General features: G+C 58.7%; 14 protein-coding genes. 2 read left to right on the forward strand and 12 right to left on the reverse strand.

Annotated elements, in window-relative coordinates:
• Positions 1 to 52: 52 nt before the first annotated feature.
• The 3 genes from G5S37_RS07170 to G5S37_RS07180 all read right to left on the reverse strand — a co-directional run bounded on the left by G5S37_RS07170 (position 53) and on the right by G5S37_RS07180 (position 4,489).
• Positions 53 to 1,231: a hypothetical protein gene (locus tag G5S37_RS07170; protein WP_165202204.1), complete on the reverse strand. Its 1,179-nt coding sequence runs from the start codon at positions 1,229 to 1,231 to the stop codon at positions 53 to 55.
• Between the two features lie 612 nt (positions 1,232 to 1,843).
• Positions 1,844 to 2,962 carry a hypothetical protein gene (locus G5S37_RS07175; RefSeq protein WP_165202206.1) on the reverse strand — a complete coding sequence of 373 codons (1,119 nt, stop codon included), beginning with the start codon at positions 2,960 to 2,962 and terminating at the stop codon, positions 1,844 to 1,846.
• Between the two features lie 450 nt (positions 2,963 to 3,412).
• Positions 3,413 to 4,489 carry an ABC transporter ATP-binding protein gene (locus G5S37_RS07180; RefSeq protein ID WP_165202208.1) on the reverse strand — a complete coding sequence of 359 codons (1,077 nt, stop codon included), beginning with the start codon at positions 4,487 to 4,489 and terminating at the stop codon, positions 3,413 to 3,415.
• Positions 4,490 to 4,708: 219 nt separating this feature from the next.
• On the opposite strand from G5S37_RS07180, the gene G5S37_RS07185 reads away from it, so the two are divergent.
• Together G5S37_RS07185 and G5S37_RS07190 are read left to right on the forward strand one after the other, a co-directional pair.
• Entirely contained in the window at positions 4,709 to 6,331 is a 1,623-nt protein-coding gene (locus G5S37_RS07185) for an arylsulfatase (protein ID WP_165202210.1), read from the forward strand.
• A gap of 106 nt (positions 6,332 to 6,437) precedes the next feature.
• Positions 6,438 to 7,943, forward strand: coding sequence for a TIGR04222 domain-containing membrane protein (locus G5S37_RS07190; protein WP_165202212.1), 1,506 nt, complete (start codon positions 6,438 to 6,440; stop codon positions 7,941 to 7,943).
• A gap of 517 nt (positions 7,944 to 8,460) precedes the next feature.
• Here G5S37_RS07190 and G5S37_RS07195 read toward each other — a convergent pair.
• The 9 genes from G5S37_RS07195 to G5S37_RS07235 form a co-directional block, all read right to left on the reverse strand.
• A complete protein-coding gene (locus G5S37_RS07195; RefSeq protein ID WP_165202214.1) occupies positions 8,461 to 9,312 on the reverse strand; it encodes a metal ABC transporter permease in 852 nt (283 codons plus the stop codon).
• Complete coding sequence (locus G5S37_RS07200) at positions 9,309 to 10,091, reverse strand: metal ABC transporter ATP-binding protein (protein ID WP_165202216.1); 783 nt, start codon at positions 10,089 to 10,091, stop codon at positions 9,309 to 9,311. The genes G5S37_RS07195 and G5S37_RS07200 overlap by 4 nt, the downstream gene beginning before the upstream one ends.
• Positions 10,092 to 10,101: 10 nt before the next feature.
• Positions 10,102 to 10,524, reverse strand: a complete 423-nt coding sequence (locus G5S37_RS07205; RefSeq protein ID WP_165202218.1) for a hypothetical protein — start codon at positions 10,522 to 10,524, stop codon at positions 10,102 to 10,104.
• A gap of 160 nt (positions 10,525 to 10,684) precedes the next feature.
• On the reverse strand, positions 10,685 to 11,587 hold the full coding sequence (locus tag G5S37_RS07210; protein WP_165202220.1) for a metal ABC transporter substrate-binding protein: 903 nt from the start codon (positions 11,585 to 11,587) through the stop codon (positions 10,685 to 10,687).
• 87 nt (positions 11,588 to 11,674) lie between these two features.
• Positions 11,675 to 12,964 carry a hypothetical protein gene (locus G5S37_RS07215; protein WP_165202222.1) on the reverse strand — a complete coding sequence of 430 codons (1,290 nt, stop codon included), beginning with the start codon at positions 12,962 to 12,964 and terminating at the stop codon, positions 11,675 to 11,677.
• 252 nt (positions 12,965 to 13,216) lie between these two features.
• On the reverse strand, positions 13,217 to 13,987 hold the full coding sequence (locus tag G5S37_RS07220; protein ID WP_165202224.1) for an ATP-binding cassette domain-containing protein: 771 nt from the start codon (positions 13,985 to 13,987) through the stop codon (positions 13,217 to 13,219).
• A complete protein-coding gene (gene pstA, locus G5S37_RS07225) occupies positions 13,980 to 14,834 on the reverse strand; it encodes a phosphate ABC transporter permease PstA (protein ID WP_165202226.1) in 855 nt (284 codons plus the stop codon). The genes G5S37_RS07220 and pstA overlap by 8 nt, the downstream gene beginning before the upstream one ends.
• Positions 14,824 to 15,723 carry a phosphate ABC transporter permease subunit PstC gene (pstC, locus tag G5S37_RS07230; RefSeq protein WP_165202228.1) on the reverse strand — a complete coding sequence of 300 codons (900 nt, stop codon included), beginning with the start codon at positions 15,721 to 15,723 and terminating at the stop codon, positions 14,824 to 14,826. The genes pstA and pstC overlap by 11 nt, the downstream gene beginning before the upstream one ends.
• Positions 15,724 to 15,839: 116 nt before the next feature.
• The gene (locus tag G5S37_RS07235) at positions 15,840 to 16,682 is read right to left on the reverse strand and encodes a phosphate ABC transporter substrate-binding protein (RefSeq protein ID WP_240914828.1); all 843 of its coding nucleotides are present in this window, start codon (positions 16,680 to 16,682) and stop codon (positions 15,840 to 15,842) included.
• Positions 16,683 to 16,888 lie beyond the last annotated feature (206 nt).

Genomic DNA, 16,888 nt, shown 5'->3' on the forward strand with positions numbered 1-16,888 from the left:
ATAGGTAATCAATTGCGGGATCAAGGAACAGCCATCAATGACATGGATGTTCTCAGCGGTGGTACCCACGCCGTTCGCGCGCCTTTTCCCCCGCTTGATCAAGTTTGACAATCTCGTCAGGTTTGAGTTCTGAGTTGGGAAACATTCTTCGCGCGCGGGCAAGGCTACCCCTGGCCAGGATCTCGGATCCAACCGATCCGGGCCGGAATCCAGGATTGTTGTCATCTTCGACCCTAACGTTCGTCCCGGATGAATGACCTTCCAACTGCCCGACATTCTCCTGTTGTAGAGTAAGTTTATCCTTCAGCAAGTTGCCGAGGTGCGAGTTGATATTGTTGCTCGGTACGATGGGAATGCTGTGTTCTTCAACGTTGGTGATGGTCTTCTCCGCCAATTTCGTCAAGTATCCCTTCGGGTGGATATCCACCCTTGAGTAAAGCTCATCCATCTGAGCGATGGAAAAGGCGCTCGATTTCATCGTCTGTTCTACCTGACTTGGGTTGAGTCCTTCCTGCTGGGAAGAGATGGCTTTCACGCTTACATTGGTGTCTTGGAGGGTCTGAGAACGCGCGACTTTTTCATCCAAGGCTGTCTTGAGTGAGGCCACGTGACCCGCTCCCAAGTCGGGTGTGAGGATGACACCACCGGTGCCCTTTTCCGACATCCTTTCCATGAGGCCAACCAGGTTATTCGACATGGTTTCAATGCGAAAAGGTTCGAGGGTGGTGAGATAATCGTAGCGTCCCATATTCAGCCCCGTTTTCTCCAGGTTCTGGACCTCTTCCTGAGTGCGGTCAATCCCTTCCAGGGGGATGCCTTTCTCTTTGGCGAACTTGTAGAGATCACACTGCGCTTTGTAGGTCGGAACGCGAGCAATGAAATCATCCAGACCGTGATCGGTGTCAAAAGTGGATTGGTTGTAGTCCACCACATGAGGGAAGTAAGGCTTCGGATCTTTCAGTTCCACACCCATTTCTTTGGCCTTTTCGATGACACGTTCCCCCACCGTCTTGCCCTCTATCGGTCCTTCGGCAATGACCTGCAATTCAGCAGCCTGTTGCGCTGTAAAGCGGATCATCCGGTCCACGTCCACTCCCTTGGAGTTTTCCACTGCAAGGACAACAGGCACTCCCTTTTCATGAAGGTCTATCATCGTCTGGTGGAGCTGCTGTACCAGTGTGGTATCGGTATGGTTGCCGCCTACAAGGAGAAGAGAGACGTCATCTGGCATGGTAGTAGAAAGGCTGAAACGCTTTTAATTCGTCAGGGTTTCACTGTTTGTATAACGAAACCACATGGTCCTTGAAGTAGAAAGTCCAAGGTTCGTCGTTTTGCTCCATTTTGATGCATCGTCCATAAAATAAATATATGTTTGGAAGTGACGTGAAGGGAGATGCCTGCTGACTTTGGAAGCGTTACGTGTGAGCAAGTCTGGCCGCTTGAGTTTGGGAGCCATCTTGCGTCGTCATACACGTGGAGGTGTCCTTGGCGCGGCGTGCCCGCATGATTCTGTTGAACGCAGAGGGGTTGCCCGGTCGTCAGATTGCCAGGAGGGACGGATGTGTGGTGTATTGCGACTCCGCGGTGTTTTACGAGCCCGCTGTGATCGGCGATGGCGGTCATCTCGTTCCATCCACGCACGGCTTATCAATGAGGTTCATCTCACCAATGAAGCTTGCACCACGGGACTTCAGCGGGTCCAAATCCTTGATCGGGGGCATTTTTTCCTGTGGGTGTATTCCGACTTTGCAGTGATGCATGTCGGAGGCAGGCTGCTTTTATTGCTTGATAGGCAACCAAATGCGGGATCAAGGAACGGCCATCAATGGCATGGATGTTCTCACTAGTAGTACCCATGCCCTTGGCGCTCCTTTTCCCCAGTTTGAGTGCGGACAACGCCACCCTTCGCCATGATCTCGGATCCAACCGATCCGGGCCGAAATCCATGATTGCTGTCATCTTTGACTTCAACTTTCGTCCCGGATTGATGATCATCCACCTGCCTGACATTCTCTTGTTGTAGAGTAAGCTTATCCTTCAGCAAGGTGCCGAGGTGGGAGTGGATATCGTTGCTCGGTATGATGGGGATCTTGTGTCCTTCAATGTTGATGATGGTCTGCTTCGACAAATTCTTCAAGTATTCCTCTGTCATCAAGCATCCCTTTGAATTAATTTCCAACCCTTCGTAAGTACCAGCCATATCACGGATGGAGCGGGCGCTCGATTTCATCGCCCATTCTATCGATTGTGTGCCGAGTCCTTCCTGCTGGGAAGAGATGGCTTGCACGCTTACCTTGGGGTTTTGGACCTTTTCATCCAAGGCTGTCTTAAGCGAGGCTACGTGGCCCGCTCCCAAGTCCGGTGTGAGGATGACACCACCGTTGCCGTTCGACATCCTCTCCGTGAGGTCAACCAGGTTGTTTGACATGGTTTCAATACGAAAAGGTTCGAGGTTTTCGAGGGCATCGTAGCCGTCCAGGTTGAGCCCCTTTTCCCTCAGTTCCTTGATGTGTTCCGGTGTGCGGTCAATCCCTTCCAGGGTGATACCTTGCTCTTTGGCGAACTTGTAGAGTTCACACTGCGCTTGGTAAGTCGGAGCGCGATCAATGATCTCTTTCGGAAAGATTCTAGGGTCAAAATTGGATTCGTTGAAGTCCAACACCCGAGGGAAGTAAGGCTTCGGGTCTTTCAGTTCCACACCCATTTCTTTGGCCTTTTCGATGACACGTTCCCCCACCGTCTTGCCCTCAATTGGTCCTTCGGCAATGACCTGTAATTCAGCAGCATGTTGCGCCGCAAAGCGGATCATCCGGTCCACGTCCACTCCCTTGGAATTTTCCACTGCAAGAACAACAGGCACTCCTTTTTCATGAAGGTCTATCATCGTCTGGTGGAGATGCTGTACCAGTGTCGTATCGGTATGGTTGCCGCCTACAAGGAGAAGAGAAACATTTTCTGGCATGGTAGTAGGAAGGTTGAAGGCCTTTAATTCGTCAATGCTTCACTATTTGCATAGCAAAACCGCGGGTTCCTTGAAGTGTAAAGTCAAGGTTCGTCGTTTTGAACCGTTCTAGTACACCGTCCATAAAATAAATATTTGCTTGGAAGTGGTATGAAGGGGATGCCTGCTGCCATGGAAACATTGCTCTGTTGAGCGCAGAAGGGATGCCCGGTCGTCAGATTGCCAGGAGAGGGACTCGTCGAAACCGCCGACACCAGACAGGCTGTGCCCGACGTCAGCTCCAGATGAAGGAAACGTGAGAGGCGTAGAAAGTGGAAGGCTTCTCCAGAAGCCTTTGAACGTCTCCGCCCTGCCGCCACACCCAGCGCCAAACTCCTTTGTGTTCCTTGCGTTCTTTTGCGGCTATTCCCTCCGCTCAGAAAGGCTTCTGGAGAAACCTTCTACTTTGTCTCACCGCCTGAGTAGCAGCACATCCTCCGTGCTCGCCATGATCTGAATCTCCTCCGCACCGGGCTCAAGGATGGAGTCGGGATTCATCTCAGCCACACGGAGCGGGGTGCCGTCGCGCAGGGCGAACTCGTACTGCACTTGATCGCCGAGGTAGGTGGTCTCGATGATGTTTCCGTAGAATTTGTTCGGTGTGTCGCGCAGGGATTGCAGCGTGAGTGCCTCTGGGCGGATGCTGAGCATCACGGGCTGGCCGGCCACGGGTGTCCATTCCGAGCCGGACCTGCCACGGAGAAGACCGCAGGAAGTCTGCACGTCCCAGAGACCGTCGCGGTAGCTGGCCTGCTTCACCACGCCTTCGATGAGGTTTGTCTCGCCAATGAAGCTCGCGACCATGGGGCTCACCGGATGGCGGTACACGGTCATGGGCGTGCCCACTTGAGCGACCTTGCCTGCATCCAGGATGGCGATGCGGTCAGCCATGCTCAGCGCTTCCTTTTGATCGTGAGTCACGTAGATGGCGGTGAGGCCAAATTCCTTGCAGATGCGGCGGATCTCCGAGCGCATTTCGATACGCAGCTTCGCATCGAGGTTGGAGAGGGGTTCATCGAGCATCAGCACACTGGGGCGTACCACGAGCGCGCGCGCCAGGGCTACGCGCTGCTGCTGGCCGCCGCTGAGTTGCTGGATGCGGCGCTGCTCCAGGCCATCCATCTTCACGAGCTCCAGGGCCTCCTCCACGCGGTCGTCGATTTCCTCCTTGGGACGCTTCCGTTCCTCCAGGCCGAAGGCGACATTCTCCGCCACGGTCATGTGCGGCCAGAGGGCATAGCTCTGGAACATCATGGCGGCGCCGCGTTTGTGCGGTGGCACGTGGCTTACGTCCTCGCCATCGAAGAGGACCTGCCCCTTGTCCGGCGTGTGGAAGCCGGCGATGTGGCGCAGCAGGGTGGTCTTCCCGCAACCGCTGGGTCCCAGCAGGAAGAAGAGTTCGCCGCGGGGGATGTCGAGCGACACGTCATTCAGCGCCAAGGTGGAGCCGAACTTCTTCGTCAGGTGCCGGATGCTGATGCTGACCATGCACGGCTGTTGTAGCGGGTGGAGTGCGGCGTGGCAAGCAGCGCCTTGGTTTTCAGCCCCTTTCGTATGGGTTCGGGGCTTGGCTGACTGCATGGGGCTTCAGTCCCCGATTGGGAGGCTGCCGTGGCGCCCTGCGGGATGATTGGTGAAAATTGGGCGGCTTCCCGCTCGTTCCCACGCGCGCACGTTCTCGTCTCAGTTCGCCCCATTCCTCACGCCATGATCACGCGCCTTGTTCTCACGTTGTTAGCGGCCTTCAGCATGACTTTTCATGCGCAGGCGGCTGCCAGACCCAATGTAGTCTTCATCCTTTGCGATGACCTCGGCACCGGCGATGTGAAGTGCTACAACCGCGAGGGGAAGATTGCCACGCCGCACATGGACGCCATCGCGGAGCGCGGGATGAAGTTCACCGATGCGCACTCCAGTTCTGCGGTCTGTTCCCCCACGCGTTATGGGGTGATGACTGGTCGGTACAACTGGCGATCCAAGCTGCAGAACGGGGTGCTGGGTGGACTGAGTCCGCGACTCATCGAGCAGGACCGCATGACCGTGGCTTCGTTCCTGCGCGATCAGGGGTACCAGACGGCGTGCATCGGCAAGTGGCACCTCGGGATGGATTGGGTGGTCTTGCCGGGGAAGGATGTCAGCGAACTCAAGATCGAGTCGGTGGAGCAGGTGAACAGTGTAGACTACGCCCAACCCATCAAGAACGGGCCGACCAGTGTGGGCTTCGACTACTACTATGGCATCAGCGCCTCGCTGGACATGGTGCCATACTGCTTCATCGAGAATGATCGCGTGACTGCCGTGCCCACGGAAATGATGAAGCTCGCGATGAACAAGGGCGGTGCGGAGCAGACCTACACGCGCGAGGGACCCGGCGCTCCCGGTTTCAAAGGCGAGGACGTGCTCCCGACGATCACCAGGAAGGCGGTGCAGTTCATCGAGAAATCGGCTGCTGCTGCCGAAGCTGACAAGGAGAGCAAGCCCTTCTTCCTCTACCTGCCGCTGAATTCACCCCACACCCCCATCCTTCCCTCCAAGGAGTGGCAGGGGAAGAGCGGACTGAATCTGTATGCGGATTTCGTGATGGAAACGGATGACGCCATCGGCCAGGTGGTGAATGCGCTGAAGCAACAGGGTGTGATGGAAAATACCATGGTGATTGTCACCAGTGACAACGGCTGCTCCCCCAGCGCAGACTATCCCACGCTGCTGGCCAAGGGGCACAACCCGAGCGCCACTTATCGCGGTACGAAGGCGGATATCTACGATGGCGGGCACCGCGTCCCCTTCCTGGTTCAGTGGCCTGCCGTGGTGAAGGGCGGCGGTGTGTATGACCAGCCGGTATGCCTGCTCGATTTCATGGCCACCTGTGCGGACGCGTTGGGCGTGAAACTGCCGGACAATGCCGCGGAGGACAGCGTGAGCCTGATGCCTGCACTGAAGGGTGGCAAGGAACCGGTGCGTGACACCATCGTACACCACTCCATTCACGGATCGTTTTCCATCCGGCAGGGGAACTTGAAGCTTTGTCTCGCACCTGGATCCGCGGGTTGGAGTGAGCCGCGCCCCGGCAAGGAGCCGAAGGACGCGCCGCGCATCCAGCTCTTCGACGTGAGCACGGATGTGGGCGAGAAGAACAACGTGGAGGCGCAGCATCCCGACATCGTCGCGAAGCTGACGAAGCTCTTGGAAAAGCAGGTGGCGGATGGCCGCAGCACGCCTGGCGCCCCGCAGAAGAACACGGTGGACCCGGACATCCAATCGGGAACCAAGCCCTTCACTCCACCTGCCAAGGCCAACAAACAGAAAACCCCCGCAAAGAAATCAGTGTAAATCGGCCTGTTTCGGCCCTCCAGCGGGGAATTGTGACGAGGTTGTCACCTGATTTGCTCCATGGACCCATTGCCAGGGTGGGGTTTCGGGCGATACTGTGCCCTCGTTGAATAACGAAGTAGAAACAAAGAAGGGCAGCGGCAGGGCGCCGGCTGCGGAAGCAGAACTCTGGCAGAAGTTGGAAACCTTCCCGCTAAACCGGCGGGACGCCGTGCAGGATTTCTCCGCACGGTTGGCCAGGGAAAACGGTTGGAGCCGGGTGTACGCGCAGCGCGTGTGCTCGGAGTATCTCCGGTTCCTCTTCCTCGCCATGAAGGCGGGGCATCCGGTCACTCCTTCAGAGGAAGTCGACCAGGCATGGCACCTGCACCTGGTGTACACCCGCTCCTACTGGGAGGAGCTGTGTGGCAAGGTGCTGGGCCGACCGCTGCACCACGAGCCCACCGCTGGCGGGCTCGATGAAGGCGCGAAGTTCCGCGACCAGTACGATCGTACGCTGCAAAGCTACGGGCGCTGGTTCGGCCACGCTCCACCGGAGGACATCTGGCCCCCGGTGGAAAAGCGCTTCGGGCCACATGACGGACGCTGGGTGGACATGACGCGCCACTGGCTGCTGCCGAAGCCGCGCTTCGTGGCGAGGCTGCGACCCATGCGCGCGGCTGCGATGCTGGGCGTGGTGTTGATGACCATCCTGGTGGCGAGCTGCACGGAGTCGATGAATGTCTTCGACTGGCGTGGGAAGGCGTTTCTCGGGTTTTACTGGACGGCGTTCATCGCTGCCTTTGTCACCTCGCTACTGCTGGTGAAGATGGCACGCGGCAGGGCTCGGCCTTCCGATGAGATGCTCACGGACCCGTATGAGATTGCCTACCTTGGTGGAGGCGGCGTACGGGTAGTAGATGCCGCGCTGGCCTCGCTTCATGGGCGCGGTCTGGTAAAGGTCTCCAACGAGAAGAAAGGAGAGTCCGGGCTGCAACGCCTGGAGGATCCCTCCCAGCCCATCACGAGTGATGTGGAGTTCGCGGTGTATTGCGCCATGCCAGGCTCAGGTGAGGCTAATGTGAAGGATGTGCGCAAGGTGCTGCGGCCTTCCATGGAACAACTCCGTGATCGGCTTGTGGAGAAGGGGCTGGTGGTCTCCAATGGGCAGTATGCAGGGCTCGTGCTGCTCGCCGCGCTGCCGTTCGTGGCCTTGGGGGTGACGGGTGTCATCAAGCTCTTCGTGGGCTTGGGGCGTGGCGCTCCGGTGGACTTCCTCATCATGTCGCTCGCGGTGACCCTGATGGTCACCATTGTCCGCCTGACCACCGTGCGACGTCGCACGGCTGATGGCGAAGCGATGTGGCAGCGCTTCAAGCCGCTGGAGAGGGCCATGAAGGAAAAGCTGAAGCATCCCTACGAGCCACAACCGGATCCTCTCGCCGTGCCACTTGCTGTGGCCTTGGTGGGTGTACCGGGGATGAATTGGCCCGGCTACTACGAGCTCCACACGGCGTTGCAGCGAAACAACAACACCTCCTCAGGTGGTTGCGGTTCCGGCTGTGGCAGCAGTGGGTGTGGTGGTGGTGGCTGCGGCGGAGGCGGATGCGGTGGGTGTGGCGGTGGGGATTAAGCCACCACATCAGGGACGAAGTCAGATGCCTTGCCTCGCACACGCGATAGCTGGATTCTTGAACGAAGGTAGGGAAAGCCCTGCGGACGGAGGCTCAGGAGCCATCGGTGCTTTGGACCAAAGTCCAGGAGCAGACGCTCTTGGTCCAGGCACTCCATTCGATCAAGAGAGTACGAATTGAAGAGCCCTACAAACGAGCGGCGAGAAAGGAGGTGAAAGTCGTGAGAGCACAGAGTGATGTGGGTAATCTCCTCAAAAGGACAGTCGTAGTCGGTAATGAAGAGGTACCCCTGCGTGGTATGAAACTGATGCCGGAGCACACTTCCCTCAAGATGAAAGGGGATGGGTTTGCCGTCCCTGAATAGTTGAGAGTTGTTGCCGAACCACTTCTGCACAGCGCTCGACGAAGGGCCAAGTGAGAACTCCGAAAGCTCGGTCATGACCACGTACCATCGGGGAAGGATGGAGTGGGCTCAAGTGAATGTAGAAGGCTTCTCCAGAAGCCTCCTACATCAATTCAATTCACCACCTGCCGGTGCTTCGCAAACAGTCCATATTTCGGGCTGAACACATACGCCACACCAAACATGACGCCGAGCACCAGCACAATGGTGGAGCCGCTGTTCCAGCCGAGCAGGTAGGTGAGGAAGAACGCACCCGTAGCACCCAGGGCTCCGAGAATGCCGCCGCCCAGGAAGATGGTGCGGGCGTTGTCCGAGCAGAGATACATGGTGGCACCCGGGGTGACCATGAGGCCCAGGCTCAGGATGCAACCCACCGCCTGCAGGGAAGACAGCAGCATGAGGATCATGATGCCGAAGAGGGTGTAGTTCAGTGCGCGCACGGGCACGCCGAGACTGGCGGCGACATTGGGCTCGAAGAGGTAGATGAGCAGCGGGCGCTGCAGCACGGTGAGTGTGATTACCGACGTTGCAGCAATGCCGAAGGCGATCCACAGGTCCGCGTCCGTCATGCCCGTGATGCTGCCGAAAAGCCACTCACTGAGCTTCTGGGTCATGCCGAGACTCTGCAGGAGAATGTATCCACCTGCGAAGGCCGAGGTGTACAGGATGGCCATGGAGGTATCCTGATCGAGCCGTGAGGTGCGCGACATGAAGAGCGAACCCATTCCAATGAACAGCGCGGCGATGATGGCGCCGGCAAGGGCGGTCCATTGGGTGAGACCCATGAAGAGCACCGCGAGTGCGATGCCCGGCAGCAGGCCATGGGACAGCGTGCCCATCTTCAAGGCGGACTTCCGCATCACCACGAATCCACTCATGAATCCGTTGGCAAAACCAAAGAGTACACATGCCATCAGCGCGCGGCGCACTCCAACGCCGCTCATATAGTCCCAGAAATCAGTCATGATGCGTAAGCGGATTTGATGGATTCTTCCGTGAAGACTTCCTTCACCGGACCAAAGGCGACCTGCTGGCGTTTCAGCAACAGCACGTCATCGAAGATGGAAGAGACAGTTTGCAGATCGTGATGGCTCGCAATGAGCAGGCGGCCTTCCTTGGTGAGTTCGCGGAAAAGTTGTGAAAGGGCTTCCTGTGCCGGCTTGTCGAGTCCGGTGAAAGGTTCGTCGAGCAGGAGCACGTGCGCTTCTTGTGCCAGCGCACGGGCGATGAAGGTGCGCTGCTGCTGACCGCCGCTCAGCGCGTTGATTTGCCGCTTCTGCAGGTCAAGCAGGTTCATGGCGGTGAGGGCGCGCTCCACGATTTCTTCATCGTGCTTCGAGTAGCGCTTCCAGAGGCCGAGGTTCGGATAGCGGCCCATTTCCACGAGGCCGCGCACGGTGATGGGGAAGTTCCAATCCACGGCGCCACGCTGGGGCAGGTAGGCGATCTCATGGCTGCTGCTGACGAGCGCCTTGCCTCGCCAGAGGATGGTCCCCTGGTCAGGTCGCACCAAGCCGGCGAGGGACTTGAGCAGGGTGCTCTTCCCCGCGCCATTGGGGCCAATGAGCGCCATGCTGCGGCTGCATTCCGTGCGGAAGTTGATGCCCAGCAACGCCTGGATGTCGCGGTAGCTCACGGCGAGATTAGAAACTTCCAGCCGATGATGATGCGACGTGCTGTGGGTGCTATGACCCCAGCAGACATGCTCGTGATTGTGCTCGTGGCTATGCGTGTGAGTGTGCATCGTAGGTCGCCTACCAGTGGAAGGTGTAGGCTGCGGAAAGTTGATTGCCGGCGGACCAGTTCGTCAGGCTGCGGTTTTCTTTTTCGCTGGGTTCCAGATCGAGGGTGAGAGCGGTGTCCGGTGTTCCCTCGGGCCAGGTCGCGGTGGCGAGGATCTCGAGCCCATCGGCGGGAATCGCGATTTCCGTGTTGAACGAGATGTCCGTTTCCTTGGGCTTCTGTTGCTCTGCAGCGAGCAATTCGTGACCATCCACCTTGAGGGACAAGGAGGTGGGCACATGGGCCAGTCGTACTCGAATGAAAGTGGGCACTTTTTCTGAGGCTGCCATCTCGACCTTGGAGGTAGTATGGACCGGCTTTTCATCCACCCTCGCAAAGGTCAGGCGTGCAAGCGGGATGGCGAGTAGCGCAAAGGCCACTACGAAGATGAACACGTGAAGGGGAGGAAAGCCGCGCACAAGGGGAGTGAGGTGAGATTGGGTTAGGCGTTAGACGCGATCCGGCGGGCGTCAAGGCACAGCAGGCGGATTGCCGTTTCCGGCAATCCGCCCAAGGGGTGTGCTCTACCTTTTGAAGGGGAATTCATTCAAGTCATCAGGGCTTCAACGCCTCGACGATGGCCGTTACATTGTGCTTCAGCATGGTTTCAAAAGTATGTGCAGCGGTGGAAGTGCCATCCGCCACCAGCGGCTTGCCCACCTTCACACCGGTCTCGCGGACGATTTCCGTGAGCACCTTGGGGTTCATCTGGTCATCGGCAAACACGGCACGGATGTGATGCTCCTTGATGAGCTTGATGGTGTCCGCCACATACTTGAGCGAAGCTTCATCTTCACGCGAGATGCCGAGGAGTGGGATGGTCTTAAAGCCATACTCCTTGCAGAAGTAGCTGAAGGACGCGTGCGAGGTCACGAGCTTGCGGTCGCTGCGGGGGATGGCTGAGATCTGCTCCTGCGCCCAGCTCTTCAGCGCGGCGAGTTTCTGGTCCACGGCCTCTGCGTTTGCCTTGTAAGTGGCGGCGTTGGCGGGGTCGGCCTTGCTCATGGAGTCGGCCATCACGCGGGCAGCGCGGCGCATGTTGTCCGCGCTGTGCCACCAGTGGGGGTCGATGCCGCCCGCAGTGTGCGCGGGGCAGCACATGAAGACTTCACTTCCTGCCTCGATCTTAATGCTGGGAATGGTGCGGCCCACTTCCACGACCTCCGCGCTGCCGGCGAAGGTGTCCGCGATCTTGGGCAGATAGGCTTCCAGCTTCTTGCCGCTGGCGAAGATGATCTTCACTCCCTTCATTGCGGCGAAGTCTTTCGTGGTGGGTTCGAAGTGGTGGGCATCACCACCGGGCTTGAGGAGGTCAACGACCTCCACCTTGTCTCCGCCGACCTGGCGGGCGAGGTCACCCAGCAGTGGATGCAGGGCGGCCACCTTGAGTTGGGCGGAGGCGCTGGCGGTGAACATCACAGCCAGCAGGGCAGCGGCGAGTTTAAGCGGAGTTTTCATAGCGGACGAAGGCAGGGAAGGAATGCGATGGATCAGTGGGACTGAATAAAAGGCTACGCGTGAAACGTGGTGAGCGGCTCGGAGGTGTCAGCGGACTTCGGGGCCACCCCAGTTGAGGCCGACCTGAGCCCAGACGCTGTGCTCATCGCCGAAGTCACTGGAGTGGTCATAATTGTACTGGGTGCGCAGGTAGAGGGTGCGCTGGGGATTCAAATAATAGGTCACGGACGGACTCACACGGAAACGCTCATCCAGTCCGGCATCGGCGACTCCTTCGACGTATTCACCGCGCAGGCCGAACTCGAGGCCGTTGTTCAGACCATACGCAAGGGCGCTGTAGATGCCGAACTCGGTGAAACTGCCGGACTCGGCGTGGTGTTCCTCCTCGTGCTCCTGATGTTCGGCATGCTCTTCCTCATGCTCGTGGTGATCGTGTTCAGCACTGGTACTGGCATCGAAGTGGCGGAGCATGCCCTCCGTGCGCCAGCGGAAGTAGCTGCCGCCGGTTTCGTAGCCGTTCTCGCGCCACTGGTACTCGACGTGCAGGCCGTAGACCTGGGAGGTCTTGGAGAATTCATTGTCACCCCACGCACCGCTCGCGCCGAAGCGGAACTGGTGGAAGTCATTGTAGTCCCAGTTGTTCGTCCAGTTCGCCACGACGACGGTGTCATTGAAGAGTGCGCCCTCGGATTCAAAGGAGGTCTCTTCGTGCTCGTGCCCTTCATGCTCGTGGTCATGCTCATGCTCGGGCACTGCACCCACGCTCACACTGATCAGGGAGGTCCAGCTCACCGGCAAGGTCCAGGTGACCTCGCCGCCGATGGTGTAGAGCCCGTCATCGCCGAGGAAGCGGCCATTCACGAGATTGTTGTCCACAAAGTCCCAGCCGTGGGTGTGTGTCTGGTTGTGAAAACCGAAGCGATTGAGATACCGGCCACCGCGGACTTCGAAGCCGCCGGGGATGTTCTTGATTTTGCCAAACCACTCTTCGAATTCACCGTCCCAGTCGCGGGTATGGGCATCCTGGAAAAGGTGGTAGGTGCCGTAGGCCTCAAACCACTCGACCGGCCGCAGCGAGCCACCGAACTCGAAGCCCTGGATGGTCCAGCCGTCCGACACCGGGTCGTGATGACCCGCGCCGAAATGCTCGACATCGTCCGCAGTGGTCCCGCCGTAGACGCTTTGGAAATGGAAGTGGGGGAAGAGGATGCCGCCGAGGCTGACATTTTCACCGGTGAGCCAGTTGGGCTCGGTGGTGGAAACGGAAGAAGTTGTGGTTGAGTCTGTTGTGCTGGAAGAAGTGGTGGTGCCAGCAGTCAGGGAAGAGGCTCCGAGGGCGGAGGTAAAGCAAAACAGAGAGAGGCGGGAGAGCTTCATGAGGTTGCTTGGGAGTGCTAGATTAACGTAATCGGGTCGCATTCGCCGATCAACTGCTTTTGCAATGAAATTGCGTTTAATGGGCGAGGTGAGGTGAAACGCAAAGCAGCGAAAGCAGCAAAGAACTCCAAGAACCAGGGGATGAGCCCCCTTGTTGGGCAGTCGCGCGGACAATCGGAGCCCCCAATGGCCTCCCTCAATGAAGCTCTTTGCTGCTTCGCTGCTTTGCGTTTCACCTGACTGGAGGTGTCGCTACTGGCAGCACAGGAAGTCTTCGAGCTCGCTTACGTTGGTGCTGCCTAGCACTTCTTCGGCGGTGCCGGAGCACAGGACCTGGCCCACGCCTTCGCGCACTCCGACGAAGGCGAGTTCATCGGCGACTTTGCGGGCCTGGCGGATATTGTGGGTCACGACCACGAGGGTGTGATGTTCCCTGAGACGAAGCATCAGTTCCTCGATTGCCTCGGTGCTCTTCGGATCGAGGGCGCTGGTGGGCTCGTCCATGAGGACGACTTCGGGCTTGCTCGCGAGCGCACGGGCGAGGCAGAGGCGCTGCTGCTGGCCCACGGAGAGGCGCAGGGCAGGCTGCTTCAGGCGGTCTTTCACCTCGTTCCAGAGAGCGGTTTCACGCAGGGCGCGTTCGGCGGCCTCGGGCCACTCGCGACGGGGGATTTCCCCGAGGTGCTTCACGCCGAAGATGACGTTTTGATAGATGCTCTTCGGAAACACCACGGGCTGCTGGAAGAGAATACCGATGCGCGCGCGCAGAGCATCCGGGTCGGTGCCGCTGCCATACACGGGCTTGCCGTGGAAAAGAATCTGGCCGATCACGCGGAGGTTTGGCGTGAGCTCGACGAGGCGATTGATGGACTTGAGCAGCGTGCTTTTCCCTGCGCCGGAGGGCCCGATGAATCCGAAGACTTTCTTTGTCGGTATCGTGAGGGTGGCCTCACGCACCAGCGTGCGAGCGCCTGCGGTGACCGTGAGTTGTTGGATCTGCAGGATGGGGGCGGAATCAGCCATGATGCGCTTCTTCGTGAATCTTCAGGCGGGCGGGCAGGGCAATGAGGCTCAGGGTGAATACCAGGCCGAGCATCACCAGGGCGGTGCCCCAGATTTTTTCCGCCACACCGGGATCGAACGAATCCTGCACGAGAATGAAGATGTGATAAGGCAGGCTGAGCACGGGGCTTTCCTTGATGCCCTTTGGAAGGGACGCGCCTGCAAAGATGGTCGCCGTGAACATGATGGGCGCGATCTCACCCGCGATGCGCGCCAGACCCAGCAGCGAGCCGGTGATGATGCCGCTCATCGTTTGCGGCAGAATAACGGACCAGATGATCTGTGATTGCCGCATGCCCAGGCCGGTGGCGGCTTCCACATACTTGCTAGGTAGTGTGGCCATGCGCTCCATGAGAGCGACGGTCACGGTGGGCAGCATGATGATGGCCAGCAGGAGGCCGCCGCTGAGCCACGACTTGCCCCAGCCGAAGTAATTTACAAACACGATGAAGCCGAAGATGCCGCATACGATGGAGGGCATGCCATTGAGCACATAGAGCATGGTCTCCAGCGCGCGCTTGCGTGTTCCATCCCGCAGATAGACGCCATGCAGCAGCGCGAGCGAGATGGCCACGGGCAGCGTGGCGATGAGCGCAGTCAGCAGGAGAATGCCGGTGCCGATGATGTTGAAGAAGATGCCGCCGCTCGCGCCCACGAGCTTGATCTGCTCGGTGAAGAAGTGCCACGAGATGGCCGGCAATCCACGTCGCGCGATGGCCCACACCAACCACGCGAGAATGCCACACGCCAGCAACGCGCAGAGCGCGGTGATGCCACGGAAGAGATGATGCACCAGCTTACGACGCATGGCGGTTGCGGGAGAAGAATTGGAGCGAGGCGCTGGCGAGCGTGATGCCCGCCACCATCAACATGAGAATCAGCGCGAGCCCGCAGATGGCGCCCCAGTGGATGGGGTCACCATAGGCGATGTTCGTCTCGGAGCTGGCGAGTTTCGTGGTGATGGTCTGGCCGGACTCAATGAGCGGATTGATGGAAAGAAGCTTCTCCGGCCACTGATTGTCCTGACGACCCACGACGAGGAACACAGCAATGGCTTCCCCTAGCGCGCGACCAAGACCAAGAAGCAGTGCAGCGAGCAATCCCCGGGCGCTTTGAGGCAGGCTGACATGCAGGACGACCTCCGTGGGATTGAGACCCAAGCCACGCGCTGCGGTGCGCTGCGCCGATGGCACGCTGCGCAGGGCATCATCTGCCAGGGTCATCACAGTGGGTAGAATCATCACCGCGAGTAGTACCGCGCCAGTGAGCAGGGTGTCGCCACTCAGCGGGTCAAAGGGCGTGAGCAGGTCGTAGATCCAGTTCCGCAGGAAGAGAATGCCCAGCAGGCCATAGACCACCGCAGGCACACCGGCGAGAAGCTCAATGATAATCTTCACCGTCAGCCGAAGTCGCGAGGGTAAGAACTCCGAGGTAAATATAGCTGCGCCGATGCCAACCGGGCCCGCGAGCAGCAGGGCTGTGAAGGACACCAGCACTGTGCCAAGAATCATGGGTGCCGCGCCGAACTCATGCGTGCGCATGAACCACTTCGTCCCAGTCAGGAAGCCCCAGCCCTCGTGCTTCCACACGGGAATGCTCTGCACAATAAGCAGCACCAACATGGCCACCATGATCCCGGCCGCGATGAGCGAGAAAAAGAAGGTCGATATTTTGGTGAAACTCCAGCGACTGACCATTACTAAGAATTGAACGATGCGTATATGCGCAAGAACGCCGTCATCGCAAGTTTCAACGCGATGACGGCGTGAGATGTATCAGTGGATTCCCCGTGGAGGACGGAGGAGTGGCAGGCTTACTTCAGGTCGGAGAGCTTCATGTAGCCGTGCTTCTTCACCAGGTCCTGACCACGCTCAGTGAGCATGAAGTCCACGAAGGTCTTTGTGTCGCCGGTGGGTTCGCCATTCGTGAGGAGGAAGAGAGGACGGCTCAGGGGGTAGGTGCGATTGGCGATGTTCTCGTTGGCAGGGGAGATTTCCTTGCCGTCTGCCGTCTTGATGCTCAGGGCGAAGACGGTCTTGCCATCGGCCCAGGAGGAGGAGAGCTGGCTGAGAGCGCCCTTGGTGGAGGCCACCTTGTTGCGGGTCTCTTCATTACCGCCCACTTCAGGGAAGCTCACCTGCGGAGCCTTCTTGGGGCTGCCGTATACCCAGTGCACGAAGACTTCCCAGGTGCCGCGTCCGGGCTCCTTGTTGAAGAAGGCAATGCGCTTGTCGGGTCCACCGAGGTCTTTCCAGTTCTTGATCTTGCCTTCGTAGATGTCGGCCGCCTGCTGTTTGGTGATGGACTTCACGCCACCATCCCACACGTCCTTGGAAACGATGAGGGCCACGGCATCTTCGCCCACCTGGATTTCCTTGAAGGTCACCTTGGGGAACTTGGCGCGGTCGTCGTCACTTACGTGCTTGGAGATCATGCCAATCTGCACCAGTCCTTCACCCAGCATGGAGATGCCACCGGCGCTGCCGCCCTGGGTATCAATCTGGATGTCCATCTTCTTTTCCGAACGCAGAATCTCGGAAGCTTCCGCGGCGGGAAGGTTCACGGTAGTGGAGCCATTGATCTTGAGGGTTTCTGCATGGGCTGTGAGAAGGGGAAGCCCAGCGAGTGCCAGCAAGGCGAGAATGTGCATCTTCATGCATGCGCATCTAGGCATGCATCGGGCTGGCGCAAGTGAAATATGCCGTTTACGGCAAATGTTTCCCGGGCAGGCACGGAGTGAGGTGGGGAGATTTTTGCGAACCCGTGGTTGAGATAGCGTTGACGGGAGTGGGGCTGCAGGTGCATCATGGGATGGCTGCGGAGTATTTTGCGAATCTCACCCCCGTAGCCGCTCCGGCTTGC

Origin of the sequence: Roseimicrobium sp. ORNL1 (genome assembly GCF_011044495.1) — a bacterium.
Taxonomy (GTDB): domain Bacteria; phylum Verrucomicrobiota; class Verrucomicrobiia; order Verrucomicrobiales; family Verrucomicrobiaceae; genus Roseimicrobium.